This window comes from Actinosynnema sp. NPDC002837, from assembly GCF_040295345.1.
Taxonomy (GTDB): domain Bacteria; phylum Actinomycetota; class Actinomycetes; order Mycobacteriales; family Pseudonocardiaceae; genus Actinosynnema.
On sequence record NZ_JBEOVG010000002.1, the window covers coordinates 174,674 to 200,354 of the forward strand.

Here is a 25,681-nt window from a genome sequence, read left to right on the forward strand (position 1 = left end):
ACCGGAACGGGCGACGGCGGGGCGGGGCTCCGGTCCCGTCCCGCCGTCGGCGCAACGCCTGTCGTGGCGGGACAAGCTGGGTCGGCTCGACGCGAAGTACACGCCGTACGTCATCATCGCGCCGTTCTTCGTGGTGTTCGGCATCTTCGGCCTCTACCCGCTGCTGTACACCGCGTGGGTGTCGCTGCACGAGTGGCAGCTCATCGACGGCGACCAGGGCTTCACCGGCCTGGCCAACTACACCGAACTGCTGTCGGACAAGAACTTCTGGAACGCGCTGGGCAACACGGTCAGCCTGTTCCTGCTCTCCACGATCCCGCAGCTGTTCGCCGCGCTCGGCCTGGCCGCCCTGCTGGACCGGGGCCTGCGCGGGCGGGCGTTCTGGCGCGCGGGCGTGCTGCTGCCGAACGTGATCTCGGTGGCGGCGGTGGCGCTGGTGTTCGCGCAGCTGTTCGGCCGCGACTTCGGCATCGTCAACGCCCTGCTCGGCTTCGTCGGGATCGACCCGGTGGACTGGCGCGCGCAGACGTGGGCCTCGCATTTGGCGATCAGCTCGATGGTGGTGTGGCGCTGGACCGGCTACAACGCGCTGATCTACCTGGCCGCGATGCAGTCGGTGCCCAAGGACATGTACGAGTCCGCGATGCTGGACGGCGCGTCCCGCTGGAGGGTGTTCTGGTCGATCACCGTGCCGAGCATCCGGCCCACGATCCTGTTCACCGTCATCGTGTCGACCATCGGCGGCATGCAGCTGTTCGTGGAGCCGCAGCTGTTCGACCCGGGCGGCACGGCCACCGGCACCGGCGGCGACGACCGGCAGTTCCAGACCTTGGTGATGTACCTGTACGAGAAGGGCTTCCGGTTGTTCGACGCGGGCTACTCCTCGGCCATCGCGTGGGTGCTGTTCCTGGTGATCCTGGTGGTCGCGGTCGTCAACTTCACGGTGGCGCGGCGCATCGCGTCGAAGGGGTGAGGCCGGTGACCACGAAGCGACTCACCCGCTCGGGGCCGATCGCGTACGCGTTGCTGGTGGTGGTCCTGCTCGCGTCGGTGTTCCCGCTGTACTACTCGTTCCTCATCGCCAGCAAGGACAACTCGGCGCTGGGCGACGCGGTGCCGTCCTTGGTGCCGGGCGGCAACCTGATCGACAACCTGACCAGGGTGTTCGACACCGTCGACTTCTGGCTCGCCATGCAGAACTCGATGGTCGTGGCGGGCACGGTGGCGATCAGCAACGTCGTGCTGGGCACGCTGGCCGGGTTCGCGTTCGCCCGCTTGCGGTTCCGGGGCGGCAACTCGCTGTTCCTGATCGTGGTCGGCACGTCGATGGTGCCGACGCAGCTGGGCGTCATCCCGCTCTACATGCTGATGTCGGACCTCGACTGGTACGGCACGCTGCAGGCGGTGGTCGTGCCCGCGCTGATCGGCGCGTTCTCGGTGTTCTGGATGCGGCAGGCGTGCGAGGAGTCCGTGCCGTACGAGCTGATCGAGGCGGCGCGGGTGGACGGCTGCTCGGTGCTGAAGACGTTCTGGCACGTGGCGTTCCCGGCCGTGCGGCCGCAGGCGGCCGTGATGGGCATGTTCACGTTCATGACCGCGTGGAACGACTTCTTCTGGCCGCTGATCGTGCTGGATCCCAACGACAGCCCCACGGTCCAGGTGGCATTGTCGACGCTGGCAAGCGGTTACTACACGGACTACTCGCTCATGCTGTCCGGCGCGTCGCTCGCGGTGCTGCCGGTGGTGGGGATCTTCATCCTGCTGGCGCGGCAGATCGTCGGCGGGATCATGCAGGGCGCTGTGAAGGGGTGAACTCGGAGATGACGACAACGGACCCGGATACCGGGGTCCGGCGGGACGTGCTGCGCTTCCCACCGGACTTCCGGTGGGGCGCGGCGACGGCGTCCTTCCAGATCGAGGGTGCGACGACGGTGGACGGTCGTGGTCCTTCCATCTGGGACGCGTTCGCGGCCAAGCCGGGCGCGGTGTTCGGCGGCCACACCGGCGAACCGGCGTGCGACCACTACCACCGCTACCCGTCCGACGTGGAGCTGATGTCGGAGCTGGGCCTGGGCTCGTACCGGTTCTCGCTGGCGTGGCCGCGCATCCAGCCGGTCGGCGCGGGCCGCGTCGAGCCGAGGGGACTGGCGTTCTACGACCGGCTGGTCGACGAGCTGATGGGGCGCGGGATCGAGCCGGTGGTCACGCTGTACCACTGGGACCTGCCGCAGGCGTTGGAGGAGGACGGCGGGTGGCGCAACCGTGACACCGCCTACCGGTTCGCCGAGTACGCGGCGCTGGCGCACGAGCACCTGGGCGACCGGGTGCGGCAGTGGACCACGCTGAACGAGCCGTGGTGCTCGGCGTTCCTCGGCTACGCCAACGGCGTCCACGCGCCCGGCGTGGTCGACCCGAAGGCGTCGCTGGAGGCCGCGCACCACCTCCTGCTCGGGCACGGCCTGGCCGTGCAGGTGATGCGGGACCAGGCGCCGGACGACCACGAGCTCTCCATCGTGCTGAACTTCTGCGCGCTGGCCGTCGACGACGACTCGCAGCTGGACGCGGCGCGCAAGGTCGACGGCCTGCAGAACCGCCTGTTCCTCGACCCGCTGGGCGGCCGGGGCTACCCCCGGGACGTCGTCGAGGACACCGCGTGGCTGGGCGACTGGACCGCCGTGGTGCGCGACGGGGACCTGGACGTGATCGCCTCGCCGATCGACTGGATGGGCGTGAACTACTACAGCCCGACCCGCGTCGCCGCCGCGGCCGACCCGCTCGTGGTGACCGAGGGGCCGTTCCCGGGCCTGCGGGGCGTGGAGCTGCTGCCGCCGCGCGGCGAGCTGACCGGGATGGGCTGGGAGGTCGACGCGAGCGGCCTCACCGAGCTGCTGGAACGCCTCCAGCGCGACGTCGGCCTGCCGCTGGTCGTCACGGAGAACGGCTCGGCGTTCCCGGACGTGGTCGAGGACGGCGAGGTGGTGGACGAGCAGCGGACCCGGTACCTGGTCGACCACCTGCGCGCGGTGCACCGGGCCATCGAGGCGGGCGTCGACGTGCGCGGGTACTTCGCGTGGTCGCTGCTGGACAACTTCGAGTGGGCGGAGGGGTACAGCCAGCGGTTCGGCATCGTGCACGTGGACTACGACACGCAGGTGCGCACGGTGAAGCGGAGCGGTAGGACGCTGGCCGGGGTGATCGGCGCCAACGCCGTCCCGGCCGCCGGCCACGACCTGCCGTGACCTGTCGGTCGGGGGCCGCATGTCGCCGCGGCGGCCCCCGCCCGGCTCTCATGCCGCAGATCACGCGCACCGCGCGACTTGGGCCGAACCTCGCGAACTACGCGGACTCGCGGCGGACCAGGGTCGTGGGCAGGACCTCGCGCCGCGCGCGGATCGTCTCGCCGCGCAGCAGCCGCAGCAGGTGGGTCACCATGTGGCGGACCTGCGCGCTGGTGTCCTGCCGCACGCTGGTCAACGACGGCGTGGTGTGCGGCGCGATCATCGGGTGGTCGTCGAACCCCACGACGGCCACGTCCTGCGGCACCCGCTTGCCCGCCTCGCGCAACGCGTCCAGCACGCCCGCCGCCATGTGGTCCGACGCCACGAACACCGCGTCCAGGTCCGGGACCCGGGCCAGCAGCGACTCCATCGCCTTCTTGCCGCCCTCGCGGGAGAAGCCGCCGTCCGCCGTCATCAACGCCGTGGTCTCGTCGTCCGCGCCGACCGCCGTGCGCCACCCGGCCAGCCGGTCCATCGCCGAGTGCTCGTCCAACGGCCCCGTCACCGAGACGATCTTCTTGCGCCCCAACGAGATCAGGTGCTCGGTGGCGAGCAGGCCACCGCCCTCGTTGTCGTGGTCGACGGTGTGCAGCCCGCGCAGCGAGCCCCACGGCCGACCCGCGTACACCACCGGCAGCGGCAGCTTGCGCGCCACCGCCGGCAGCTGGTCGCCCTTGTGCGGCACGAACAACAACGCGCCGTCCACGTGCCCGCCCGCCAGGAACCGCTCCGCGCGGGCCTGGTCCTGCGGCGAGTGCACGAGCATGAGCACCATCTGCACGTCCGCGTCGGCCAGCGACCGCGCCGCCGAGCGGATCAGCCACGCGAAGTGGGGGTCGTCGAAGATCTTCGGCTCGGGCTCGGAGAACACCACCGCCACCGCGCCGGAACGCCTGGTCACGAGCGCCCGCGCGGCCTGGTTCGGCTGGTAGCCCAACTCCATCACCGCCGCCGTGACCGCCTCGTGCGCCTCCGGGCTCACCCTGGGCGACGCGTTGAGCACCCGCGACGCCGTCGCACGGGAGACGCCGGCCTTGGCCGCCACGTCCTCCAACGTGGGCCGCGCGCCTGAGTGCGATTGAACCGACACGAGCACCACTCCTCGACGATCGCCCTACGAATCCCAGCTTAGCCGGAGGCGACCTGCCGGGAAGCGCTCTCAAGACGACCCGGACCGGTGACGCGCGGCCCGTCGGTGGCGATCGACACCCGCAGCAACCCGTCCTCGCGGCGCACCGAGGTCGGCAGCCCGGCGCGCGCCGCCGTGCGGACCAGTCCCGTCTCGGCGGGCAGGCACCAGCCGACCAGCTCCCGGTGCCCGGCCGCCCGCGCCGCGCCGGCCAGCGAACCGAGCAGCGCGGTGCCCACACCGCGCCCCTGCCACCCGTCCTCGACCAGCAACGACACCTCGGCGCTGGCGGGCGTGGACATCGGGATGAGCTGGCCCATGGCGACCACCCGGTCCGCGCACTGCGCCACCACCGTGCTGCCGCGCGGCGGGCTGAGCAGCCGGTGCAGCCACCGCCTCGGCACGGTCCGCATGCCCGAGTGGTAGCGCTGGAACAGGGTGCCCATCGAGCAGCGGGAGTGCAGCTCGGCGACCGCCTCCTCGTCGCCCGCGCGACCGGGCCGCAGCACGAGCGCCATGCCGTCGTCGGTCAGCAGCGCGGTCGGCTGGGGCGTGGCCGCGCCGGCGGCGGACAGCAGGTCGATCAACGCCTGCCCGCGGGCCAGCTCGACCTGCGTGAACGGCGCCCAGCCTCGTTTGATTGCCGCTGCTCCGCAGACGGCGGGCGAGGTCGCCTCGAAGTCGGGCGTTCGCGCCTGACTTTCCGGCAATCGAAAAACGTGATTGCCGGAAAGTGAGGCGCGAACGCCCGACGCGACCTCGCGGTCGTGGTCGGGTCGGGTGGGGGAGGTGGCCTCGGGGTCGGCGGGGGTGATGACCACCGAGTCGGCGCCCATGACGATGCGCAGGGCCTCACCGATGGCGTTGGGGTCGTGCAGCCCGAGGGCGGCGGCGCGCAGCGCGGCCGTCGGCGCGTCGACCAGGTCGCGCAGGTCGGCGGCCGTGATGCCGACGCACCGGCCGCCCTCGGCGCGCACCGCGTCCACCAGGTCCGCGGGCAGCAGGCCCGGCGCGGCCTGGACCACGAGCTCGTCCAGCACGCCGCCGGGCACCGGGATCACGGACAGCGCCAGCACGTTGCAGTCCTGGTGCGCCAGCCGGACGGTCACCCGGGCCAGGGCGCCCGGGCTGTCGTCCAGCTCGACGCGCAGTCGCCAGGTCTTCGGTGTGGTGTCCATGCGACCAGGCTGGACGGCCCACGTTGCGGTGGGGCGACGTGGGCGTTTCGGCGACGTGAGGACTGACCCCCGCGCGCTCAGTCCCGGCAGTGCGGCGGCGGCAGCGGGTTGAGCGGGCTGCACGGCCACTCGGTGTTCTTCACCGTGGTGGTCGTGGTGGTCGTCGTCGGCGCCTCGGTCGAGGTGTCCGGCGGTGGCGGCGGCGCGGCCGGTGGCGGCGTCGTCGTGGTGGTCCGGACCGCGGTGGTCGAACTCGGCGCCGCCGAGATGGCGTCCGTGGTGACGGAGCTCGGTGGCGTGGTGACGCTGCTGGTCGACGGCCGACCGGTGATCCACGTCGAGGCGGGGGTGTCGGCCTGCTGATCGTCGTTCACCCCGTCGAGGTACACCCCGATGAGGACACCGGTCAGCGCCGACGCCGCCACGGCCAAGCCGCACGTGGCCCACAGCACCCGCACAGCAAGCCTCCTAACAGAACGCACTTGTGGCGCAACGGTGAGCGGCTGAACAGTACCGCCCGCCGGACCGACCTCACCCGACCCAGTGCACCTCGGTCGGCCCGGTCATCCGGTCCACCTCGTTGAGCACGGCTTTCCGCGCCGCAGCGGACAACGAGCGGAACGGCTCGAGGGTGACGGCCACCCGGCCGCCCTTGCGCTCCTGCGACCACACGCCGGCCAGCATCCCGTCCACCATGAGTACCGGTGACAGCCATCCCTGCGGTCGGTACACCTTTTCGGGGGTCCCACCATCGAGAAGGTGCGTGGCGTGGCGTGTCGCCGCGACGACGTACTGGTCGAACGCCGGCAGCAGCCGCACCGTCCGCACCGGCTCCGCCTCGCGCAAGCTCTCGACGTCCTCCGCCCGTGCCCAAAAGGCCGCGCCCTCGACGTCGACGGGCTCGATCCGGTCGCCGAGCGCCTTGAACACCCGCCCGCCGTCGGCCGGCGTGACACCCCACCAGCGCGCGAAGTCCTCCCTGGTCGCGGGCCCCTGCTGGGCCAGGAACCGCAGCGCGATCTCCTCGACCGCGCCCTCCCGCGCCGCCAGGTCGACCCCGAGCCACGTGCGCGGGGCGGTGAACCGGACGAACTGGCCCTCGCCGGGCCCGAACACCAGCCTGCCCTGGAACGACGCGGGCTTGAGGTACGCGCCCCAGCTCTCCCGCAGCTTCTCGCCGATGTGCGCGGACGTGCGCGCGGCGACCTCGTCGGCCAGCTCGGCGCGGGTCAGCACGCGGTCGGCCAGCACCTCGCCGACCGCGTCGACCAGCGTGGTCAGCTCCTCGGCGGTGATGTGGAAGTTCCGCAGCCACACCGGCTTCAGGTAGTGCCGGTAGGTGGCGAACCCGGCCTGCCACAGCGGGTACTCGGCGGCGGGCAGCAGGTGCAGCGTGCCGCGCATCGACCACGTCTTGACCAGCGCGCGGTCGGTCCACAGCGCCCGTTCGACGGCGTCGTCCGCGAGCCCGTCGACGCGTGCGCGCAACGTCGCCTCGGCCGAGGACATGAGCTGGGCGTGCAGCCCGCACAGCCGCGAGACCACCGCCGCGGCCTCGTCGGCCGGTCGTCGGGCGTCGAGGTGGTGCCTGCGGGTGCGCCAGGCCGCGACCTGCCGCCACGTCACGCTCACCGGCGCTCACCCCGGTTCGGCCCGGCCGAGAGCCTGCGTTCCAGCACCGCCGTGCCGAGCACGCGGGCCAGCACGAGGCCCGCGCCGGCCAGCCCCGCCACGAGCACCGCGCCGGTCATGTGCCAGGTCGGTGAGTCACCCGTGCAGGTGAACACGTCCGTGAACTTCTCCGAGGAGCAGGTCACGTACGGCACGGAGGCCAGGCCGATGCTCGCCGCCGCGACCCCGCCGAGCAGCGCGGACCCGAACGTGCGCATCAACGGGAACGCGGCGTTGGCGGCCCCGACCGCGGCGATCAGGAACAGCAGCGGGACCGGGTGCGGGAACGGGCCGAACGCGGCGCAGCCCACCATGAGCGCGCACACGATCGCCAACCCGGCCCGTTCACCCACCCGGCGACCCTAACAACGCCGGACGGCAGACGTCAGAACTTCGTAATCGGGTTTTGCCCGCAGACCGGCGTCCGGTTCGCCAGAGTTGTCCGGTAGGGACGGGTCGACTTCCGGAAGGCGTGAGATGTCCAAGCGGGTAGTGGTGATCGGGGTGGCCGGCGTGCTGGCGGTCGCCCTGGTGGTGGGGCTGGCCCTGTTCCAGCCGTGGCGGCTGGTCACCGACCGGACGGCTGACGAGGCGTTGCTGCTGCCGGCCACGACGACGGTCGGGTCGACGACGACGGCTCCCACGACGACGACGGCTCCGGTGACCACGACGCCCGCACCGCCCGCGGGCCCGGTCGCGCTGGCCTCCGGACCGTTCCGCTCGCTGGAGCACGCGACGACCGGCAGCGCGACGCTGGTCCGGTTGCCCGACGGCGGCCACGCGGTGCAGTTCGAGGCATTGGACACCAGCGACGGGCCGGACCTGTACGTGTACCTCTCGGACAAGGCATCCGACTCGCCCGAAGCGGCATTCGGCTCCGGTTTCACGAACCTCGGTGAACTGAAGGCGAATCGGGGCAACCAGGTCTACCAGGTGCCCGCCGGCACCGACCTGACCGCGGTGCGCAGCGTCGTGATCTGGTGCAAGAGGTTTTCCGCCGGTTTCGCGGTAGCGCCGTTGGAACAGGGCTGACACATAGGCGAAACAAATACGGGGTGGTCTGGGCCACTTATAGCCTTTTCGCAGTATTGACGTATCTGGTCTAGACCACATACAGTGGTAGCACCACAACGTCCCTCGTTGGTGGGCGGGCGGATGCCCCATCGACGAGGAGCCGGCTCACTGGGGTGGGCCACCGTTGGCGGCGGCGCGGCGCTCTCTCTCCCCGTTCCGCGCCGCCGCACACGGCCTGCGGACCACCGTGATGCACACTGTGAGTGATGCTCACCAGGACCATCGCCATCCACTACGTCAACGCCGCGCTGCGCGGCGCCGTGCGGCGTGGTCACGACGTCGCGCGGCTGCTGGCGACCGCGGGCATCGGCGAGGCCCTGCTCTCCGATGAGCGCGCGCGCGTCACCCCGGCCCAGTACACCAAGCTCATCCAGGCCTTGTGGGACGCGCTGGACGACGAGTTCATGGGCCTCGGGCCGCGACCGAGCAAGCGCGGCACGTTCCCGACGATGTGCCTGCTCGCCGTGCACTGCGCGTCACTGGAGGACGCCCTGCGGCGCGGTCTGGCGTTCTACGAGCTGTTCGACGTGCGGCCGGCGATGGCGTTGGGGGAGCATGACGGCGTCGCCGCGTTCACCCTGTCCACGGAGGGCGTGGACGACCCGGACCGGTTCCTGGTCGAGTCGCTGCTGGTGCTGTGGCACCGGTTCTCGTCGTGGCTGATCGGCCGGCGGATCCCGTTGCGCGGGGTCGATCTCGACTATCCGGAACCGCCGCACGGCGCGGAATACCACCTGATCTTCGGCGCTCCGCTGCGGTTTTCCGCACCCGCCACCACGTTGACTTTCGACGCGCGGTTTCTGCGGATGCCGGTCGTGCAGGACGAAGCCGCATTAAGGCGGTTTCTGCGGAATTCACCCGCCGAGTTGCTGTCCCGGCGCGATTACGGCGCGGACGCGTCCAGCCAGGTGCGGCGGATGCTCGGCGGCGGCGTGGTGGGGCTGGAGAACGTGGCCGCGCGGCTGGGCGTGAGCGCGCCGACGTTGCGGCGGAAGCTGGCGGCCGAGGGCACGTCGTTCCGCGAGGTGCGCGAGCAGCTGCTGCGCGACCAGGCCGTCGCGAGCCTGGTGCGCGGCGGCGAGTCCGTGGAGGAACTGGCGCTGCGGCTGGGTTTCTCCGAGGCGAGCGCATTTCACCGGGCGTTCAAGAGGTGGACGGGCGCCAGTCCTGGAACCTACCGGGGTGGTGGGGTTGGCTGACGTCGCCGGACGGCCGATCGGGTCGTCAACTGCGGCCGAACGGCCGTGTCCGGCGAATCGTCAACACGGTGGACTTACATCGCGTAAGTTCCTCACCCATCCCTGCGGGAGTGCCCGTGTTCCCTCGCCCTCGCTCCGCCGCCCTGGCCGCGTCGCTGGTCCTCGCACTGGCGGCGGCCACGCCCGCGGCCCACGCCGACCCGCCGACCGCTCCTCCCTCGCCGTCCGTCGTCGACCTGCCGGGCGTCGCCGTCGCGCCCGCGGTCGACCCCGCCCGCCGCATCGAGACCGCCCGCACCACCCGGCCGGTCGCGCCGGGCGTGTCGCTGAGCTCGTTCGACTGGTACGAGCCGGGCGGCGCGGGCGGGTGGATCCGCGGCGACGCGCTCACCGTCGACCTCACCGCCGGGACGAAGGTCGACTACCTGCACCCCGGGCAGGTCGCCGCCGCCGAACCGCTGTCCGCGCAGGCGAACCGGACCCGCGCGGTCGCCGCCGTCAACGGCGACTTCTTCGACATCAACAACTCCAACGCGCCGCGCGGCGTCGGCGTCCAGGACGGCCGCACGGTCAAGTCGCCCGTCGCCGGGCACCGCCGCGCGGTCGGCTTCGACGCCGCGGGCGTCGGCCGGGTGATGGAGGTGTTCTTCGACGGGAAGATCACCCGCGCGGACGGCACGTCCATCGGGCTGGACCAGCTCAACAGCGCCGCCGTCGAGCCCGGCGGCGTGGGGCTGTTCGACCCGATCTGGGGTTCCTACAGCCGGGCGCGGGCCGTGCAGGGCGCCACCCGCGTGACCGAGGTCGTGGTGCGCGCGGGCGTGGTCGCCGAACGGCGCGACCGGGCGGGTGACGACCCCGTGCCCGCCGACGGCCAGGTGCTCGTCGGCCGGGAGGCGGGCGCCGACGCGCTCGCGAGGCTGGCCGTGGGGGAGCGGGTCGCCGTCGAGCACACGACGAAGGCCGACGACGGCAGCGCGTTGCGCGCCGCGATCGGCGGGAACCAGTTGCTGCTCGAGGACGGCGAGGTCGTCGCGCCCACCGATCCGCTGCACCCGCGCACGGCGGTCGGGTTCTCGGCGGACGGCAAGAAGATGTTCCTGCTCACCGTGGACGGCCGCCAGGGCGCCTACCTGCTCGGGCTGAACCTCCAGGACGTGGCCGCGATCCTGAAGGAGATGGGCGCGCACAACGCGCTCAACCTCGACGGCGGCGGCTCGTCCACCCTGGTGGCACGCACGCCCGGTGCGGAGACCGTGACGGTGGAGAACACGCCGTCCGACGGCGGCGAGCGGCCCGTGCCGAACGGGCTCGCGCTCTACGCGCCGACCGGCAGCGGGCAGCTCACGGGCTTCTGGGTGCGCACCGCGATCGACCCGCGGGCCGCGCCGGGGTCGGACACCGTGCCGGGCGGTCACCCGGAGCGCGTGTTCCCCGGCCTGACCCGGCGGCTGGTGGCCGACGGGCACGACGAGACGTACGGCCCGGCGCGGGACGACGAGCACCGGTGGCGGACGGCGCGCGCCGACGTGGGACGGGTGGACGACGACGGCGTGTTCCACGCGCGCCGGCCCGGCACGACGACGGCCGTGGCGCAACGCGGCGGCGTGACCGGCGAGGTGGAGCTGACCGTGCTGGGCGCGTTGGCCGGGCTGTCGGCGACCACGAGCCGGCTGAGCCTGCCCGAGGTGGGCGGCACGAGCGGGTTCGGCGTGGTCGGGCGGGACGGCGACGGGTTCACCGCGCCGGTCGAGCCCGCGGACGTGTCGCTGGACTACGACCGCTCGGTGATCGGCGTCGCGCCGGGCGCCGACGGCTCGCTGCGGGTCACCGCGCTGAAGCCGGGTGCCACGACGGTCGTCGCGCGGGTCGGGTCGCACGTGGTGCGCGTGCCCGTGACCGTGGGGCTGGAGGAGCGGCTGATCGCCGGTTTCGACGACGGCGCGGCGTGGACGTTCGGCTCGGCGCGGGGCTCCGGCTCGGTCGCGCCGGTGGCCGAGGGGCGCACCGGGGCCGGGCTGCGGATGACGTACGACTTCTCGAAGTCCACCGGCACGCGGACGGCCTACGCGATCCCGCCGAAGCCGATCGAGGTGCCGGGGCAGCCGCTGGCGTTGGGCGCGTGGGTCTACGGGCACGGTCGCGGCGAGTGGACGGCGTTCACCGTCACCGACTCCTCGGGGCTCAGCCGGTCGCTCTACGGGCCGTACATCACCTGGACGGGGTGGCGCCACCTTGAGGTGCCGGTGCCGTCGGGGCTCGCGTTCCCGTTGCGGGTGAACAGGTTCTACACGATCGAGACCAAGGCGGACCGGCAGTACACCGGCGAGGTGCTCGTGGACGACATCGTGGCCAAGGTGCCGCCCGCGGTGGACCTGCCGGTGGTGGACGAGCCGGCCGACCGGTTCGTGGTGCAGGACGGCACGGTGGCCGACCGGCCGTGGCGGTTCGCGGTGATGTCGGACGCGCAGTTCGTGGCGCGCAACCCGGACAGCGAGCTGGTGCGCGCGGCGCGGCGGACGTTGCGGGAGATCAAGGCTCAGCGGCCGGACTTCGTGGTGGTCAACGGCGACTTCGTGGACGAGGCGTCGCCCGCGGACCTGACGTTGGCGCGTCGGGTGCTGACCGAGGAGCTGGGCGACGAGCTGCCCTGGTACTACGTGCCGGGCAACCACGAGATCATGGGTCCGGGCACGATCGACAACTTCCGGCGCGAGTTCGGGTCGACCAGCCGGGTGTTCGACCACAAGGGCACGCGGTTCGTGCTGCTGGACTCGTCGACCGGGACGGTGCGCGGCGGTGGGTTCGACCAGGCCGTGATGCTGCGCGACGCGTTGCGCGACCACGGTTCGGTGGACTCCGTCGTGGTGATGGAGCACCACCCGCCGCGCGACCCGACGCCGACCAAGGGCAGCCAGCTGTCCGACCGGATGGAGGCCGACGTGGTCGAGGACTGGCTGGCGGCGTTCCGGCGTGACACCGGGAAGGGCGCGGCGTTCATCGGGGCGCACGTGGGCCTGTTCCACGCCTCGCGGGTGGACGGCGTGCCGTACCTGGTCAACGGCAACTCGGGCAAGGCGCCCGCGGGCGAGGTGGGCCGGGGCGGCTTCACCGGCTGGACCATGCTGGGCGTCGACCCGCGGCGCGGCGACACCTGGCTGGCCGCCGAGATCCGCCCGCACGTGGACGGCCTGACCCTGACCGCCGAGCCCACCACCCGCATCGGCAGCCCGACCGAGGTGAGCGCGTCGATCACCCAGGGTTCCCGCCGAGTCCCGGTCGCCTACCCGGTGACGGCGGACTGGTCCGGCTCACCGAACCTGCACCTCGGCCAGGCCTCCGGCCTGCGCCCGTGGCACGTCGCGTGGCTCGACCCCGACACCGGCGCCCTGACCGCGCTGCGCCCCGGCCAGGTGACCGTCGCCGTCACCGTCAACGGCGTGACCCAACGCGCCGAGGTAGCCACGGCGTTCCCCGAACGGGGCCGCGCCACCGCCTGACCTGCGGCGACAGGCCCCTGGGATCGTTGCCCAGGGGCCTGTTCCCGGTCAGAACTTCTCGCCGCGGGTGGCGCGGTCGCGCAGCGAGGCCGGTGGGCGGAAGCGCTCGCCGTAGGTGTCGGCCAGGTAGTCCGCGCGCTCCACGAACTCCGTCAACCCGTAGGAGTTGACGAACTGGAGGGTGCCGCCGCTCCACGGCGCGAAGCCGAACCCGAACACGCTGCCCACGTTCGCGTCACCGACCGACGTCAGCACGCCCTCGTCCAGGCACCGCACCGTCTCCAACGACTGGATGAACAGCAACCGGTCCTCGACGTCCTGCTCCGTCACGCCCGCGTCGGCCCGCGCGTACCGCGCCAGGCCCGGCCACAGGAACTTCTTCCCGCCCTCGGGGTACTCGTAGAACCCCGCACCGCCGGACTTGCCCGTGCGCCCCTCCGCGACCAGCTCCTCCAGCACGCGGAACGCCGGGTGATCGCCCAGGGCGCCCGCCACCGCCGGGTCGTCGGCCAACGTCTGGTCGCGGATCTTCAGCTGCAACGTCAACGTGACCTCGTCGGACACCGCCAGCGGACCCACCGCCATGCCCGCGCGGCGAGCCACGTTCTCGATCAGCGCCGGCGACACGCCCTCCGCCACCATCGACACCGCCTCGGTGACGTACGTGCCGAACGTCCGCGACGTGTAGAAGCCCCGGCTGTCGTTCACCACGATCGGCGTCTTCCCGATCCGCAGCACGTAGTCGAACGCCCGCGCCAACGTCTCGTCCGACGTCTTCTCCCCGCGGATGATCTCCACCAGCCGCATCTTCGGCACCGGCGAGAAGAAGTGCAACCCGATGAACCGCGACGGATCGCCCACCGCCGACGCCAACCCGGTGATCGGCAACGTGGAGGTGTTCGACGCGATCACCGCGTCGGGCAGCGCGGAGGCCTCCGCCGCCGGCAGCACCTTGTTCTTCAGCTCGCGGTTCTCGAACACCGCCTCGATCACGAGGTCGCAGCCCGCCAGGTCGGCGTCGGAGTCGGTCGGCGTGATGCCCGGCGTGTCACCGGCGCCGCGCCGCGCCGCCTCCAGCGTCACGTCCTTCAGCACGACCTCGATCCCGGCCTTGGCCGTGACCTCGGCGATGCCCGCGCCCATCATGCCCGCGCCGAGCACGCCGACCTTGGCCACCTTCGACCGCTCGACCCCGGCCGGCCGCGACCCGCCCGCGTTGATCTCGTTGAGCTGGAACCAGAACGTGTTGATCATGTTCTTGGAGACCTGACCCGCGGCCAGCTCCACGAAGTACCGGGCCTCGACCTTGAGCGCCGTGTCGAAGTCCACCAGCGCGCCCTCGACCGCGGCGGCCAGGACCTTCTCCGGCGCCGGGTACACGCCGTGCGTCTTCTTCCGCAGCACGGCGGGCGCGGCGGCGAGCAGCCCGTACAGGTTCGGGTCGCCGACCCGCACGTCCGGCACGGTGTACCCCGGCCGGTCCCACGGCTGCTGCGGCGCCGGGTTCTCCTTGATCCACGCCCGCGCCTTGGCGATCAGCTCCTCGGGCGAGGACGCCAGCTCGTGCACGATCCCGGCCTGCAACGCCCGCGCCGGCCGCAGCTGCTTGCCCTCCATCAGCAGCGGCAACGCCGGCTGCACGCCCAGCAGCCGCACCATCCGGGTCACGCCGCCACCGCCGGGCAGCAGGCCGAGCGTCGCCTCGGGCAGCCCCAGCTTGATCTTGTCGTCGTCCAGGACCACCCGGTGGTGGCACGCCAGCGCGATCTCCAGGCCGCCGCCCAGCGCGCTGCCGTTGATCGCCGCGACGACCGGCTTGCCCAGCAGCTCCAACCGCCGCAGCTGGCCCTTGATCTCCTCCAGGAACCCGAGCGCCTCGGCCGCGTTCTCGGGCGTGATCCGGATCAGCACGTTCAGGTCGCCACCGGCGAAGAACGTCTTCTTGGCCGACGTCAGCACCACGCCGGTGATGTCGTCGCGCTCCGCCTCCAGCCGCGCGACCGCGTCCCCCATGTCCTTGTGGTACTCGGCGTTCATCACGTTCGCCGAGCCGGACATGTCCATCGTGAGGGTGACGACGCCCTCGTCGTCCCGCTCGAAGTGGATAGCCATCAGACCCTCTCGATGATCGTCGCGATGCCCATGCCGCCGCCCACGCACAGCGTGGCCAGACCCCGTCGCAGGTCCCGGCGCTCCAGCTCGTCGAGCAGGGTGCCGAGGATCATGCAGCCGGTCGCGCCGAGCGGGTGGCCCATGGCGATCGCGCCGCCGTTGACGTTGACCTTGTCGTCGGGCAGGTCCAGCTCCCGCTGGAACTTCAGCACCACCGACGAGAACGCCTCGTTGATCTCGAACAGGTCGATGTCCTCGACGGTCAGCCTGGCCTTGTCCAGCGCCTTGCGCGCGGCCGGCGCCGGGCCGGTCAGCATGATCGTGGGCTCGGAGCCGACGACCGCCGTCGCGATGATCCGCGCGCGGGGCGTGAGGCCCAGCTCCTGCCCGGTGCGGGCGTTGCCGATCAGCATCGCCGCCGCGCCGTCCACGATCTGCGACGAGTTGCCCGGCGTGTGGACGTGGTCGATGCGCTCCACGGTCGGGTAGCGGTCGATGGCGACGGCGTCGAAGCCCAGGTCGCCGTGGAACGCGAAGCTCGGCTTGAGCTTGCCGAGCCCGTCCAGCGTGGTCTCCGGGCGGATCGCCTCGTCGTGGTCGAGCACGACCGAGCCGTTCTGGTCGACCACGGCCACCAGCGACCGGTCGAAGTAGCCCTTGTCGCGCGCCAGCGTGGCCCGCTGCTGCGAGCGCAGCGCGAAGGCGTCCACGTCCTCGCGGGTGAAGCCCTCCAGCGTGGCGATGAGGTCCGCGCTCACGCCCTGCGGCACGAAGTTGGTCGCCATGTTGGTCTCCGGGTCGGCCATCCACGCGCCGCCGTCCGAGCCCATCGGCACCCGCGACATCGACTCGACGCCGCCCGCCACCACCAGGTCCTCGAACCCGGACGCGACCTTGGCCGCGGCCAGGTTCACCGACTCCAGGCCCGACGCGCAGAACCGGTTGAGCTGCACGCCGGCGGGCCGCAGGTCCCACCCGGCCGCCAGCACCGCCGTGCGGGCGATGTCCGCGCCCTGCTCGCCGACCGGCGACACGACGCCGAACACCACGTCGTCCACGGCGGAGGTGTCCAGGTCGTTGCGCCGCGCCAGCGCCGCGAGCACCCCGGAGGCGAGGGTGATCGGCTTGACGCTGTGCAGCGAACCGCGCTTTCCCCGGCCACGCGGTGTGCGCACCGCGTCGAAGATCAAGGCTTCGCTCATGCACCCCACGGTAGGGAGCACGCCGGCGGTTGCCCATGACCTCCCGAGGTGACTTATTAGCTCACCGGCGTGAGCGGGTAGTCCATGATCTCGCCCTCGCCGACGAACCCCAGCCGCGCGTACAGCCGCCGGGCGGTCTCGTTGTCCTGGAACACGCGCAGCTGCACCCGCGCCCACCCGTGCTCACGCGCCCACGCCAGCACGTCGGCGATCAACGCCGCGCCGACGCCGCGCCGCCGGAACTCCGGCATGACCCACATGGAGTACAGGTACAACACGTCCGGGTCGACTTCGTGCGGCACCCCGGCGACGAGCCCGATCGGCTCCGGGTCCTCGGCGACGACCTTCACCCCGCGCCCGGGCGTCACCAGCTCGCGCCACCGCTTCTCGTCGAACGTCCGCTCCAGCGCCAACGTGGAGCCGAACTCCCCGGGATCGCTGCTCAGCGCGGTCAACCGGATGTCACGCCAGGTCGCCCAGTCCTCGGGCCCGAGCCGCCGCAGTCGCATACTCCCAGTGTCCCGCCAACCCCCCGCGAGGTCGCGTCGATCGTTCGCGTCCTCATTCGCCGGCGATCACGCTTTTCGATCGTCGGAGAATCAGGACGCGAACGGTCGACTTCCCGGCGACCTCGCCCGCCGTCTGCGGAGCAGCGGCCATCCAACACTGACTTTTGCGCTCACGATCAACCCCCACGCAGCGCGCTGCGGTCATGGCGGCGCGGGCCGGCCGGTGGGACCGTCGAGGCATGCCGACTCGCCGTTCCGCATGGATGACCGAGGACCTGGACCAGTTGCGCAAGCTGGCCCGCACGTTCTTCGAGAGGGAAGCGGTCCCGAACCAGGAGCGCTGGGCCGCGCAGAAGCAGGTGGACCGGGACTTCTGGCGCCAGGCCGGCGAGGTGGGCCTGCTCTGCCTGTCCATCCCCGAGGAGTACGGCGGTGGCGGCGGCACGTTCGCGCACGAGGCCGTGCTGCTGGAGGAGCAGGCCCGGTGCGGCGACACCGCGTGGGGCAACAGCGTGCACAGCGGGATCGTCGCCCACTACCTCAACGCCTACGGCACCGAGGAGCAGAAGCTGCGCTGGCTGCCGAAGATGGCCTCCGGCGAGTACGTCGGCGCGATCGCCATGTCCGAGCCCGGCGGTGGCTCCGACCTGCAGAACATCAAGACGCGCGCGCTGCGGCGCGGTGACGAGTACGTGCTGTCGGGCTCGAAGACGTTCATCACCAACGGCGCGCAGGCCGACCTGGTGGTCGTGGTCGCCAAGACCGACCCCAGCCAGGGCGCGACGGGCATCTCGCTGCTGGTCGTGGAGACCGCGCAGGCGTCGGGCTTCCGCCGCGGCCGGGTGCTGGACAAGATCGGGATGCACGGCCAGGACACCGCCGAGCTGTTCTTCGACGACGTCCGCGTGCCCGCGGCGAACCTGCTCGGCACCGGCGAGGGCCAGGGGTTCATCCAGCTGATGCAGCAGCTGCCCCAGGAGCGGCTGATCATCGCGGTGGCGTCGGTCGCGGGCATCGAGGCGGCGGTCGACCTCACGCTCGCCTACGTCAAGGACCGCACGGCGTTCGGCCGGGAGCTGATCAAGTTCCAGAACACCCGGTTCAAGCTCGCCGAGTGCGCCACCGAGGCCCGCGTGACCAGGGCTTTCGTGGACGAGTGCGTGCAGGAGCACCTGGCGGGCCGCCTCGACGTGCCCACCGCGGCGATGGCCAAGTGGTGGGCCACCGAACGGCTGTGCCAGGTCGTGGACGAGTGCGTGCAGCTGTTCGGCGGCTACGGCTACATGGCCGAGTACCCGATCGCGCGCGCGTGGGCGGACGCGCGCGTGCAGAAGATCTACGGCGGGACGAACGAGATCATGAAGGAAATCATCGCGAGGTCGCTCTAGTGCCGGGGCCGCTGGAGGGGTTGAAGGTCGTCGAGCTGGCCGGCCTCGCGCCCGCGCCGTTCGGCTGCATGGTGCTGGCCGACCTCGGCGCGTCCGTGGTCCGGGTGGACCGCGTCGGCGGCGGCACGGAGGTGCCCCTGCTCGGCCGCGGCCGGCGCTCGATCGGGGTGGACGTGCGCCGACCCGAGGGCGCCGAGCTGGTGCTGCGCCTGGTCGCGGAGTCGGACGTGCTGGTCGAGGGCTTCCGGCCGGGCGTGACCGAACGGCTGGGCATCGGCCCGGCGCAGTGCCTGGCCCGCAACCCGCGCCTGGTCTACGGGCGGATGACCGGCTGGGGCCAGGACGGGCCGCTGGCCGACCGCGCCGGGCACGACATCAACTACATCGCGGTGGCGGGCGCGCTGGAGCCGATCGGCCGGGCGGGCGCGCCGCCGACCGTGCCGCTCAACGTCGTCGGCGACTTCGGCGGTGGCGGGCTGCTGCTGGCGCTCGGCGTGCTGGCCGCGCTGTACGAGCGGGAGCGGTCCGGGCGGGGGCAGGTGGTGGACGCGGCGATGGTCGACGGCGCGGCGCTGCTGACCACGTTCCTGCACGGGATGTCGTCGGTGGGCGCCTGGTCGGGCGCGCGCGGGACGAACCTGCTCGACGGCGGCGCGCCGTTCTACGACGTGTACGAGGCGGCCGACGGCCGGTTCGTCGGCATCGGGGCGCTGGAGGAGAAGTTCTACGCCGAGCTGCTGGCCGTGCTCGGGCTCGCCGACGCCGGGCTGCCCGGGCGGCACGACCCGGCGAACTGGCCGGAGCTGCGGGCCCGCATCGCCGCGGCGGTGGCGACCCGGACCAGGGACGAGTGGGCCGCGCTCGCTGAGGGCACCGACGCGTGCCTCGCGCCCGTGCTGGCGCCCGGTGAGGCGCCGAAGCACGGGCACAACGCCGAGCGGGGGACGTTCGTCGAGGTGGACGGGGTGGCGCAGCCCGCGCCCGCGCCGCGGTTCGGGCGGACGCCCGCGGCCACGCCCGGTCCGCCGCCCGCCGTCGGCGAGCACACGGCCGAGGTGCTGGCCGGGCTGGGGCTGGGCGAGGACGAGATCGCCGGGCTCCGGCGGTCCGGCGTGATCGGGTGACGGACCCGCGGGCGCGGACCCGATCGGGCCGGAAAAAGGCAAGGGAAATCACCTGAAGGGGTACCGGAAATGAGTGGCAGCCGCGAGCGGCCTTTGTCACGCTCGGTGCGTGCGTCGGCGCAATCAGGTGATGGGCTGTGCAGAGGTGGCAGTGTCTGAAGAACCTCGGTGTCCGTGCCAGGGGGGTGGGCGAGCGCCCGTACCTTGGTGATCGGCGGGACCACCGGTCCCCTTGATCGTCCGTTCGGGTGACTCTCCGTGCGACCCAGGCGTGGTTGCGTGGTGTTCGTGCGACCGGTCGAGGGATGGCGGCGGGTTCGATCGTCATCATCCGGGTGAATGAGGGACCATGGCCGTTGACACGACCGGAGCGGCGCTCGGCCGCCCTGCCCAGTGACACGGACGGAGACCGATCAGTGAACGTCAAGAAGGTGGTGACGCTGGCGGCGGTCGCGCTGGTGCTGTTCCTCCTGATCACCCAGCCGAACGAGTCCGCCGAGGCGGTGAGGACCGCGCTCGGGTGGCTCCAGTCCGGCGCCGAGTCGATCATCACCTTCGTCCGCAGCCTGTTCGCCTAGAGGTCCCGCGGTAACCCCGCGTACTCCCGCTCAATGCGGTCACGATCGGTGACTATGCGCCCCGAACGTTGCACCGTACGGGTGGAATGAGGGCTATAACGCCCTGGTAACAGGGTTTTAGACAAACCAGGGTCTAGCGGTTGTCGGTACCCGCTAATACGGTGCGTCGCATTGGCTGATCTTCGACCGATGAGGAGGCAGAATGGTCGAGGACTCCGGAGTCGACGAGCTGTTGCGGCAGTGGGCGGCTGAGCGCTCGGACGACGCCGAGCTGCAGGAGGTGAACCGGATCAAGGACGCGTGGCTCGCGGAAGCCCCGCCGTCCGCGCCGGGGATCCCGGTGCAGCGGGCGAATGGCGGTCCCCGCGGCCTGGTGAAGGTCGAGTCCGCGGATCCGGCGTACGTGGCGGCGATGCGGAAGCGGGCGCCCGAGGTGCCCGAGCCCCTGCTCGCCGCGGCCGCCAGCTACTGGCAGCTGGTCGGCGACCTGTCCGAGGCGGAGCAGTGGTGGGACGCGGGCATCAGCCCGTTGGACCAGCGCGCTCTGGACTACCGGGCGGCCGGGCTCTCGCCCGCCGACCTCGGTCGTCGCCTCGGCCCGATGACGGTGCTCCAGCACCTGCGTCGGGGTAGTGCGGCGGCCTGGTGCGTGGCCAGGTTGCAGAGGCAACGCCGGGACGGCGTGGCCTAGGTCCGACGAGTCGGGGCGGGCTCCTGCGGTCGAGGAGCCCTTGCCGTCGAGGTGCGGGCTCCCGTGCGGGGAGCCCCAGCCTCGTGCGACGCACGAAGTACTCTTGAGGCGTGCGAGGCCTCATCACCCCCCAGCGCCTGGCCATCGCGGCCGTCTGCCTGGCGTCGCTGGTCGTGTGCTGCGGCCTGGCCTACTGGCAGTGGGAGCGGTTCTCCGAGGCCGGTGGCACGTTCCAGAACCTCGGCTACGTGTTCCAGTGGCCGCTGTTCGGCCTCTTCCCCGCGTTCATGGTGTGGCGCATCCGCAGGCTGGACGCCCGCCGCAAGGCCGAGGCCGCCGCCGGGACGGCGGACGCCGCCGCCGAGGCCGCGCCGGAGCCGGTGGCCGCGCCGCCGCGGCCGGTAGTTACCGTTGAGCCCGTCAGAGCGCCCGTGCGGGACGACGAGGACGAAGAGCTCGCGGCCTACAACCGCATGCTCGCCGAACTCAACGCGCGGGACCAGCGGTGAGCGAAGGTAGGGCGATGAGCGGCGCGTTGACCAGGTTCCGGTTCATGGCTTACGTGGTCGGTGTCGGCCTGCTGCTGCTCGTGGTCGCGATGATCGCCAAGTACGCGGGCGACAGCGAGGGCATGATGCAGGTCGTCGGCCCGGTGCACGGCTTCCTCTACGCGGTCTACCTGGTGCTCACCGTCGACCTCGCGCTCAAGGCCCGCTGGTCGATCAAGGGCACGGTGCTGGTGCTGCTCGCGGGCACGATCCCGTTCGTGTCGTTCTACGCCGAGCGCAAGGTGGTCGAGAGCGTCCGGGCCGAGAAGAGCCTGTGACCGGGGTTGACCCCGCCCGCCGGGCACCCCTAGCGTCTGGCGGTACCAACTGAACACGGCCGTCGATGTCGCGCGGGAGAGTCCCCCAGCGGGGCGCCGAAGGAGCAACTCCTCCCCGGAATCTCTCAGGCACAGGTACCGCGCGACGAAGGCAACTCTGGAAAGCAGGCGCACCCCGGTGCGCCTCGCCCACGGTGCAAGCCGCCCCCACCGGGTGGTGAAGCTCTCAGGCTCATGGCAGAGGGGGAGGCTCACTCGACGAGGAGTCTCCGGTGGACCGTGTCATCCTTTCGCTCGTGAATCGCTCGGACGTGCCCGCCCGTCGACCCGACCGGTCGGCCCATCGGCATGTCCGCACCCAGGGAGGGCCCGCCTGATGGAAAGCCGCCGCACGCCCCTGCACGCCGAACACGAGGCGCTGGGCGCCATGTTCACCGACTTCGCGGGCTGGCGGATGCCGCTGCGCTACGACAGCGAGCTGGCCGAGCACCACGCGGTGCGCACGTCGGCGGGCCTGTTCGACCTGACCCACATGGGTGAGATCCTGCTCACCGGCCCGGAGGCGGGCGCCGCTCTCGACCACGCCCTGGTCGGCCACGCGTCCGCGATCGGCGTCGGCCGCGCCCGGTACACGATGATCTGCGAGGCCGACGGTGGCGTCATCGACGACCTGATCGTGTACCGCACGGGTGATGAGGAGTACCTCGTCGTCGCCAACGCCTCGAACGCCGCCGTCGTGCACGAGGCCCTGGTCGAGCGGGCGAAGGGCTTCGACGCGGTGGTCGCGGACAAGTCGACCGACTACGCGCTGCTCGCCGTGCAGGGCCCGAAGGCCACCGCCATCCTCGCCGGCCTCACGTCGACCGACCTGGCCGCGGTGAAGTACTACGCGTCGTACCCGACCGAGGTCGCGGGCAAGCCCGTGCTGCTGGCCCGCACCGGCTACACCGGCGAGGACGGCTTCGAGCTGTTCGTCGCGCCGGACGACGCCGCGCACGTCTGGCGGGCCCTGCTGGAGGCGGGCGCGCCGCACGACCTCAAGCCCGCCGGCCTCGGCTGCCGCGACACGCTGCGGCTGGAGGCGGGCATGCCGCTGTACGGCAACGAGCTCGGCCGCGACCGCACGCCGTTCCAGGCGAACCTCGGCCGCGTGGTGAAGCTGGACAAGCCGGGCGACTTCGTCGGCCGCGACGCGCTGGCCGCCGTCGCCGAGCGGGGCGTCGAGGAGGTCCTGGTCGGCCTGAAGACCGCCTCGCGCCGCGCGCCGCGGCACGGCTACCCCGTGCTGGACGCCTCGGGCGCCCGGATCGGCGAGGTGACCAGCGGCGCGTTGTCGCCGACCCTGGGCTACTCGGTGGCGATGGCGTACGTGGCCGTCGGCAACACCGAGCCCGGCACCCGGCTGTCGGTGGACGTCCGCGGCAAGCACGAGCCGGTCGAAGTCGTCGCACTGCCCTTCTACAAGCGCACCTCGTAAGGGAGACCCCACACATGTCCGAGCACTTCACCACCTCCCTCGCGGAGTTCGACCCGGAGGTCGCGAACGCCGTCGCCGCCGAGCTGCACCGGCAGCAGAGCACGCTGGAGATGATCGCCTCGGAGAACTTCACGCCGGTGTCGGTGCTCCAGGCGCAGGGGTCGGTGCTGACGAACAAGTACGCCGAGGGCTACCCCGGCCGGCGCTACTACGGCGGCTGCGAGCACGTCGACGTGATCGAGCGGCTGGCGATCGAGCGGGTGAAGGAGCTGTTCGGCGCCGGTTTCGCGAACGTGCAGCCGCACTCGGGCGCGCAGGCCAACGCGTGCGCGATGTTCGCCCTGCTCCAGCCGGGCGACACGATCCTGGGCCTGGACCTCGCGCACGGCGGCCACCTCACGCACGGCATGCGGATCAACTTCTCCGGCAAGCTCTACAACGTGGTGCCCTACCACGTGTCGGAGGCCGACGGCCGCGTCGACATGGCCGAGGTGGAGCGGCTGGCGACCGAGCACCGGCCGAAGCTGATCGTGGCCGGCTGGTCGGCGTACCCGCGCCAGCTGGACTTCGCCGAGTTCCGCCGGATCGCCGACTCGGTGGACGCCTACCTGATGGTGGACATGGCGCACTTCGCCGGCCTCGTGGCGGCGGGCCTGCACCCGAGCCCCGTGCCGCACGCGCACGTCGTGACCACGACCACGCACAAGACGCTCGGCGGCCCGCGCGGCGGCGTGATCCTGACCAACGAGGCCGACCTGGCGAAGAAGATCAACTCGGCGGTGTTCCCAGGTCAGCAGGGCGGCCCGCTGGAGCACGTGATCGCGGGCAAGGCGGTGGCGTTCAAGCACGCCGCGTCGCCCGAGTTCGCCGACCGCCAGCGGCGCACGGTCGAGGGCGCGAAGATCCTCGCCGAGCGCCTGTCGCAGGCCGACGCGGCGGCGGCCGGTGTGAAGGTGCTCACCGGCGGCACGGACGTGCACCTCGTGCTGGTGGACCTGGTGGCGTCCGAACTGGACGGCAAGCAGGCCGAGGACCGGCTGCACGAGGTGGGCATCACGGTCAACCGCAACGCGGTGCCGAACGACCCGCGGCCGCCGATGGTGACCTCCGGCCTGCGCATCGGCACGCCGGCGCTGGCCACGCGCGGTTTCGGCGCGGCCGACTTCACCGAGGTGGCGGAGATCATCGCGGCGGCGTTGCAGCCGTCACCGGACCTGGCCGAGCTGCGGGCGCGGGTCGAGGTGCTGGCCGCCAAGCACCCGCTGTACCCGTCCCTGTGAACGACGCCACGAAATAGCTCGCGCTTACTGGAGGTTGTCCCGTGCGCAACCCGCGTACGGGACAACCGAAAGAGGCACCATGACCGCCACCCTCGACACGCTGGCCCTCCCACGCGAAGCGCAGGACCTGCTGTTCCGCGAGGCCCGCACGGCGAACGCGTTCACCGACGAGCCGGTGACCGACGAGCAGCTCCGCGACGTCTACGACCTCGTGAAGTGGGGCCCGACCGCGATGAACAGCCAGCCGCTGCGCGTGCTGCTCATCCGGGGCGAGGACGCCAAGGCCCGGCTCGCGCCCCACATGGCGGAGGGCAACCGGGCCAAGACCCTGGCCGCGCCGGTGACCGCGATCCTGGCGGCCGACACCGACTTCCACGAGCACCTGGCCACGACGTTCCCGCACTACCCGGGCGCGAAGGCGGCGTTCGCGGACGACGCGGGGCGCACCGAGGCGGCGAAGACGAGCGCACTGCTCCAGGCCGGCTACTTCATCGTCGGCGTCCGCGCGGCGGGCCTCGCCGCCGGACCGATGAGCGGCTTCGACGCCGAGGGCGTGCGCGGCGAGTTCTTCGCCGGCACCAACCAGCTGCCCCTGGTGATCGTCAACATCGGTCACCCGGACCACTCCGGCACCCACCCGCGCAACCCGCGCCTGGACTTCGCCGAGGCCGTCCGCACCCTCTGACGCCACTTCGAGCCGCACGGTCCGCGATGCGACGCCCTGATCCCCCGGCCAACCCCGGGCCGGGGGATCAGGGCGAGGCACAGTGGACTAGGCGGCGGGCGGCGTCACCCCCGGCGGCAGGCACTCGACGTTGCGCTTGCCGTCGGGCTGCACCACGAACCACGTGCCGCCCACGCCCTGGCCCTTCCACTGGCCGGGCGCCTCGTCCTTCGCGTAGGTGTAGAGCGGCCAGCCGTCGAGCGTCACCTGGTCGGTGCCGTCGGCCCGCTTCACCGTCGACACGAGCGCCGGGTCGACGCCCTGCAGCTGCGGCTTGCCGTCGGACAGCACGGGGGGCCACGTCACGGCGCACTGACCCTCGCAGTTGGACTTCGCCGGGTCCGGCGTGTCCTTGTCGAACCGGTACAGCGTGCGGCCGTCACCGTCCTGCACGACCTCGCCCATCTTGGGCACGCTCTTGCCGACCAGCGTGACCTGCGGGCCGGACGGCGCGGGCGCGGCCTGGCCCTCCGGCGCGTCGGCGGCGGGCTCCTCGACAGGCGCCGCCTCTTCGCTGGTCGGAGGGGCCAAGGGCTCCTGAACGTCGCCGTAGTCGCCCTGGGCCGCGGCGCCGACCTGCTCGGTCTGCGCGACCGTCCTGCCCTGCAGGCCGGTGGCGTTGGAAGTCCACATGACCAGCGCGAGCACGGCGGCCATGCCACCCGCGACGGCGATGGCGATGCGGTTTCGTCGGATCACACTCAACTCCTCCTCGGTCCGTCGATCGCTCCACCCACGACT

24 protein-coding genes and 2 riboswitches are annotated in these 25,681 nt (G+C 72.1%); of the genes, 16 read left to right on the top strand and 8 right to left on the bottom strand.

The window, feature by feature from the left end; all coding sequences use genetic code 11:
* Positions 1-58: 58 nt before the first annotated feature.
* Genes ABTZ99_RS02245 through ABTZ99_RS02255 form a run of 3 tightly spaced genes read left to right on the top strand, consistent with a single transcriptional unit; the run spans position 59 to position 3,239 of the window.
* Complete coding sequence (locus tag ABTZ99_RS02245; RefSeq protein WP_498785833.1) at positions 59-973, top strand: carbohydrate ABC transporter permease; 915 nt, start codon at positions 59-61, stop codon at positions 971-973.
* 5 nt (positions 974-978) lie between these two features.
* Positions 979-1,812: a carbohydrate ABC transporter permease gene (locus ABTZ99_RS02250; RefSeq protein ID WP_498785825.1), complete on the top strand. Its 834-nt coding sequence runs from the start codon at positions 979-981 to the stop codon at positions 1,810-1,812.
* A gap of 8 nt (positions 1,813-1,820) precedes the next feature.
* Positions 1,821-3,239, top strand: a complete 1,419-nt coding sequence (locus tag ABTZ99_RS02255; RefSeq protein WP_499607479.1) for a GH1 family beta-glucosidase — start codon at positions 1,821-1,823, stop codon at positions 3,237-3,239.
* Between the two features lie 97 nt (positions 3,240-3,336).
* On the opposite strand, the gene ABTZ99_RS02260 is transcribed toward ABTZ99_RS02255, so the two are convergent.
* Together ABTZ99_RS02260 and ABTZ99_RS02265 are read right to left on the bottom strand one after the other, a co-directional pair.
* Complete coding sequence (locus ABTZ99_RS02260; RefSeq protein ID WP_498785829.1) at positions 3,337-4,368, bottom strand: LacI family DNA-binding transcriptional regulator; 1,032 nt, start codon at positions 4,366-4,368, stop codon at positions 3,337-3,339.
* Positions 4,369-4,406: 38 nt separating this feature from the next.
* Complete coding sequence (locus ABTZ99_RS02265; RefSeq protein ID WP_499607482.1) at positions 4,407-5,585, bottom strand: GNAT family N-acetyltransferase; 1,179 nt, start codon at positions 5,583-5,585, stop codon at positions 4,407-4,409.
* A 108-nt stretch (positions 5,586-5,693) separates the two neighbouring features.
* On the opposite strand from ABTZ99_RS02265, the gene ABTZ99_RS02270 reads away from it, so the two are divergent.
* Complete coding sequence (locus tag ABTZ99_RS02270; RefSeq protein WP_498782936.1) at positions 5,694-5,948, top strand: hypothetical protein; 255 nt, start codon at positions 5,694-5,696, stop codon at positions 5,946-5,948.
* 168 nt (positions 5,949-6,116) lie between these two features.
* Here ABTZ99_RS02270 and ABTZ99_RS02275 read toward each other — a convergent pair whose 3' ends face one another.
* Both ABTZ99_RS02275 and ABTZ99_RS02280 read right to left on the bottom strand, forming a co-directional pair.
* On the bottom strand, positions 6,117-7,217 hold the full coding sequence (locus ABTZ99_RS02275) for a winged helix DNA-binding domain-containing protein (protein ID WP_499607484.1): 1,101 nt from the start codon (positions 7,215-7,217) through the stop codon (positions 6,117-6,119).
* Positions 7,214-7,609: a hypothetical protein gene (locus ABTZ99_RS02280; protein WP_498782940.1), complete on the bottom strand. Its 396-nt coding sequence runs from the start codon at positions 7,607-7,609 to the stop codon at positions 7,214-7,216. Before ABTZ99_RS02280 ends, ABTZ99_RS02275 begins: the two co-directional genes overlap by 4 nt.
* Positions 7,610-7,733: 124 nt before the next feature.
* Here ABTZ99_RS02280 and ABTZ99_RS02285 point away from each other — a divergent pair, with 124 nt between their 5' ends.
* The 3 genes from ABTZ99_RS02285 to ABTZ99_RS02295 all read left to right on the top strand — a co-directional run bounded on the left by ABTZ99_RS02285 (position 7,734) and on the right by ABTZ99_RS02295 (position 13,029).
* Positions 7,734-8,288 carry a DM13 domain-containing protein gene (locus ABTZ99_RS02285; RefSeq protein WP_499607488.1) on the top strand — a complete coding sequence of 185 codons (555 nt, stop codon included), beginning with the start codon at positions 7,734-7,736 and terminating at the stop codon, positions 8,286-8,288.
* 248 nt (positions 8,289-8,536) lie between these two features.
* Positions 8,537-9,529: an AraC family transcriptional regulator gene (locus ABTZ99_RS02290; protein ID WP_499607492.1), complete on the top strand. Its 993-nt coding sequence runs from the start codon at positions 8,537-8,539 to the stop codon at positions 9,527-9,529.
* A 116-nt stretch (positions 9,530-9,645) separates the two neighbouring features.
* A complete protein-coding gene (locus ABTZ99_RS02295) occupies positions 9,646-13,029 on the top strand; it encodes a phosphodiester glycosidase family protein (RefSeq protein ID WP_499607495.1) in 3,384 nt (1,127 codons plus the stop codon).
* 48 nt (positions 13,030-13,077) lie between these two features.
* On the opposite strand, the gene ABTZ99_RS02300 is transcribed toward ABTZ99_RS02295, so the two are convergent.
* The 3 genes from ABTZ99_RS02300 to ABTZ99_RS02310 are packed head-to-tail and all read right to left on the bottom strand — an operon-like array spanning position 13,078 to position 16,852.
* The gene (locus ABTZ99_RS02300; RefSeq protein ID WP_498782945.1) at positions 13,078-15,141 is read right to left on the bottom strand and encodes a 3-hydroxyacyl-CoA dehydrogenase NAD-binding domain-containing protein; all 2,064 of its coding nucleotides are present in this window, start codon (positions 15,139-15,141) and stop codon (positions 13,078-13,080) included.
* Positions 15,141-16,343, bottom strand: a complete 1,203-nt coding sequence (locus tag ABTZ99_RS02305; RefSeq protein WP_498782947.1) for an acetyl-CoA C-acetyltransferase — start codon at positions 16,341-16,343, stop codon at positions 15,141-15,143. Before ABTZ99_RS02305 ends, ABTZ99_RS02300 begins: the two co-directional genes overlap by 1 nt.
* Before the next feature lie 56 nt (positions 16,344-16,399).
* Complete coding sequence (locus tag ABTZ99_RS02310; RefSeq protein WP_499607499.1) at positions 16,400-16,852, bottom strand: GNAT family N-acetyltransferase; 453 nt, start codon at positions 16,850-16,852, stop codon at positions 16,400-16,402.
* A gap of 239 nt (positions 16,853-17,091) precedes the next feature.
* Here ABTZ99_RS02310 and ABTZ99_RS02315 point away from each other — a divergent pair, with 239 nt between their 5' ends.
* The 9 genes from ABTZ99_RS02315 (at position 17,092) to ABTZ99_RS02355 (ending at position 24,901) form a co-directional block, all read left to right on the top strand.
* A complete protein-coding gene (locus tag ABTZ99_RS02315) occupies positions 17,092-18,240 on the top strand; it encodes an acyl-CoA dehydrogenase family protein (RefSeq protein WP_498782950.1) in 1,149 nt (382 codons plus the stop codon).
* Positions 18,240-19,364, top strand: coding sequence for a CaiB/BaiF CoA transferase family protein (locus ABTZ99_RS02320; protein ID WP_499607503.1), 1,125 nt, complete (start codon positions 18,240-18,242; stop codon positions 19,362-19,364). The genes ABTZ99_RS02315 and ABTZ99_RS02320 overlap by 1 nt, the downstream gene beginning before the upstream one ends.
* Before the next feature lie 416 nt (positions 19,365-19,780).
* The gene (locus ABTZ99_RS02325; protein WP_181319924.1) at positions 19,781-19,942 is read left to right on the top strand and encodes a hypothetical protein; all 162 of its coding nucleotides are present in this window, start codon (positions 19,781-19,783) and stop codon (positions 19,940-19,942) included.
* Between the two features lie 202 nt (positions 19,943-20,144).
* Positions 20,145-20,633, top strand: coding sequence for a helix-turn-helix transcriptional regulator (locus ABTZ99_RS02330; RefSeq protein ID WP_123746208.1), 489 nt, complete (start codon positions 20,145-20,147; stop codon positions 20,631-20,633).
* Positions 20,634-20,743: 110 nt separating this feature from the next.
* Positions 20,744-21,142 carry a hypothetical protein gene (locus ABTZ99_RS02335; protein WP_498782954.1) on the top strand — a complete coding sequence of 133 codons (399 nt, stop codon included), beginning with the start codon at positions 20,744-20,746 and terminating at the stop codon, positions 21,140-21,142.
* Positions 21,143-21,156: 14 nt separating this feature from the next.
* A complete protein-coding gene (locus ABTZ99_RS02340; protein WP_498782955.1) occupies positions 21,157-21,459 on the top strand; it encodes a DUF3817 domain-containing protein in 303 nt (100 codons plus the stop codon).
* Between the two features lie 63 nt (positions 21,460-21,522).
* Positions 21,523-21,610: riboswitch (glycine riboswitch) on the top strand.
* A 1-nt stretch (position 21,611) separates the two neighbouring features.
* Positions 21,612-21,707: riboswitch (glycine riboswitch) on the top strand.
* 128 nt (positions 21,708-21,835) lie between these two features.
* A complete protein-coding gene (gene gcvT / locus ABTZ99_RS02345) occupies positions 21,836-22,936 on the top strand; it encodes a glycine cleavage system aminomethyltransferase GcvT (RefSeq protein ID WP_499607507.1) in 1,101 nt (366 codons plus the stop codon).
* Positions 22,937-22,950: 14 nt separating this feature from the next.
* Positions 22,951-24,216, top strand: coding sequence for a serine hydroxymethyltransferase (glyA, locus tag ABTZ99_RS02350; RefSeq protein WP_499607510.1), 1,266 nt, complete (start codon positions 22,951-22,953; stop codon positions 24,214-24,216).
* Positions 24,217-24,295: 79 nt separating this feature from the next.
* Complete coding sequence (locus ABTZ99_RS02355) at positions 24,296-24,901, top strand: malonic semialdehyde reductase (protein WP_499607513.1); 606 nt, start codon at positions 24,296-24,298, stop codon at positions 24,899-24,901.
* Between the two features lie 87 nt (positions 24,902-24,988).
* Here ABTZ99_RS02355 and ABTZ99_RS02360 read toward each other — a convergent pair whose 3' ends face one another.
* Positions 24,989-25,639 carry a hypothetical protein gene (locus ABTZ99_RS02360; protein ID WP_498782963.1) on the bottom strand — a complete coding sequence of 217 codons (651 nt, stop codon included), beginning with the start codon at positions 25,637-25,639 and terminating at the stop codon, positions 24,989-24,991.
* Positions 25,640-25,681 lie beyond the last annotated feature (42 nt).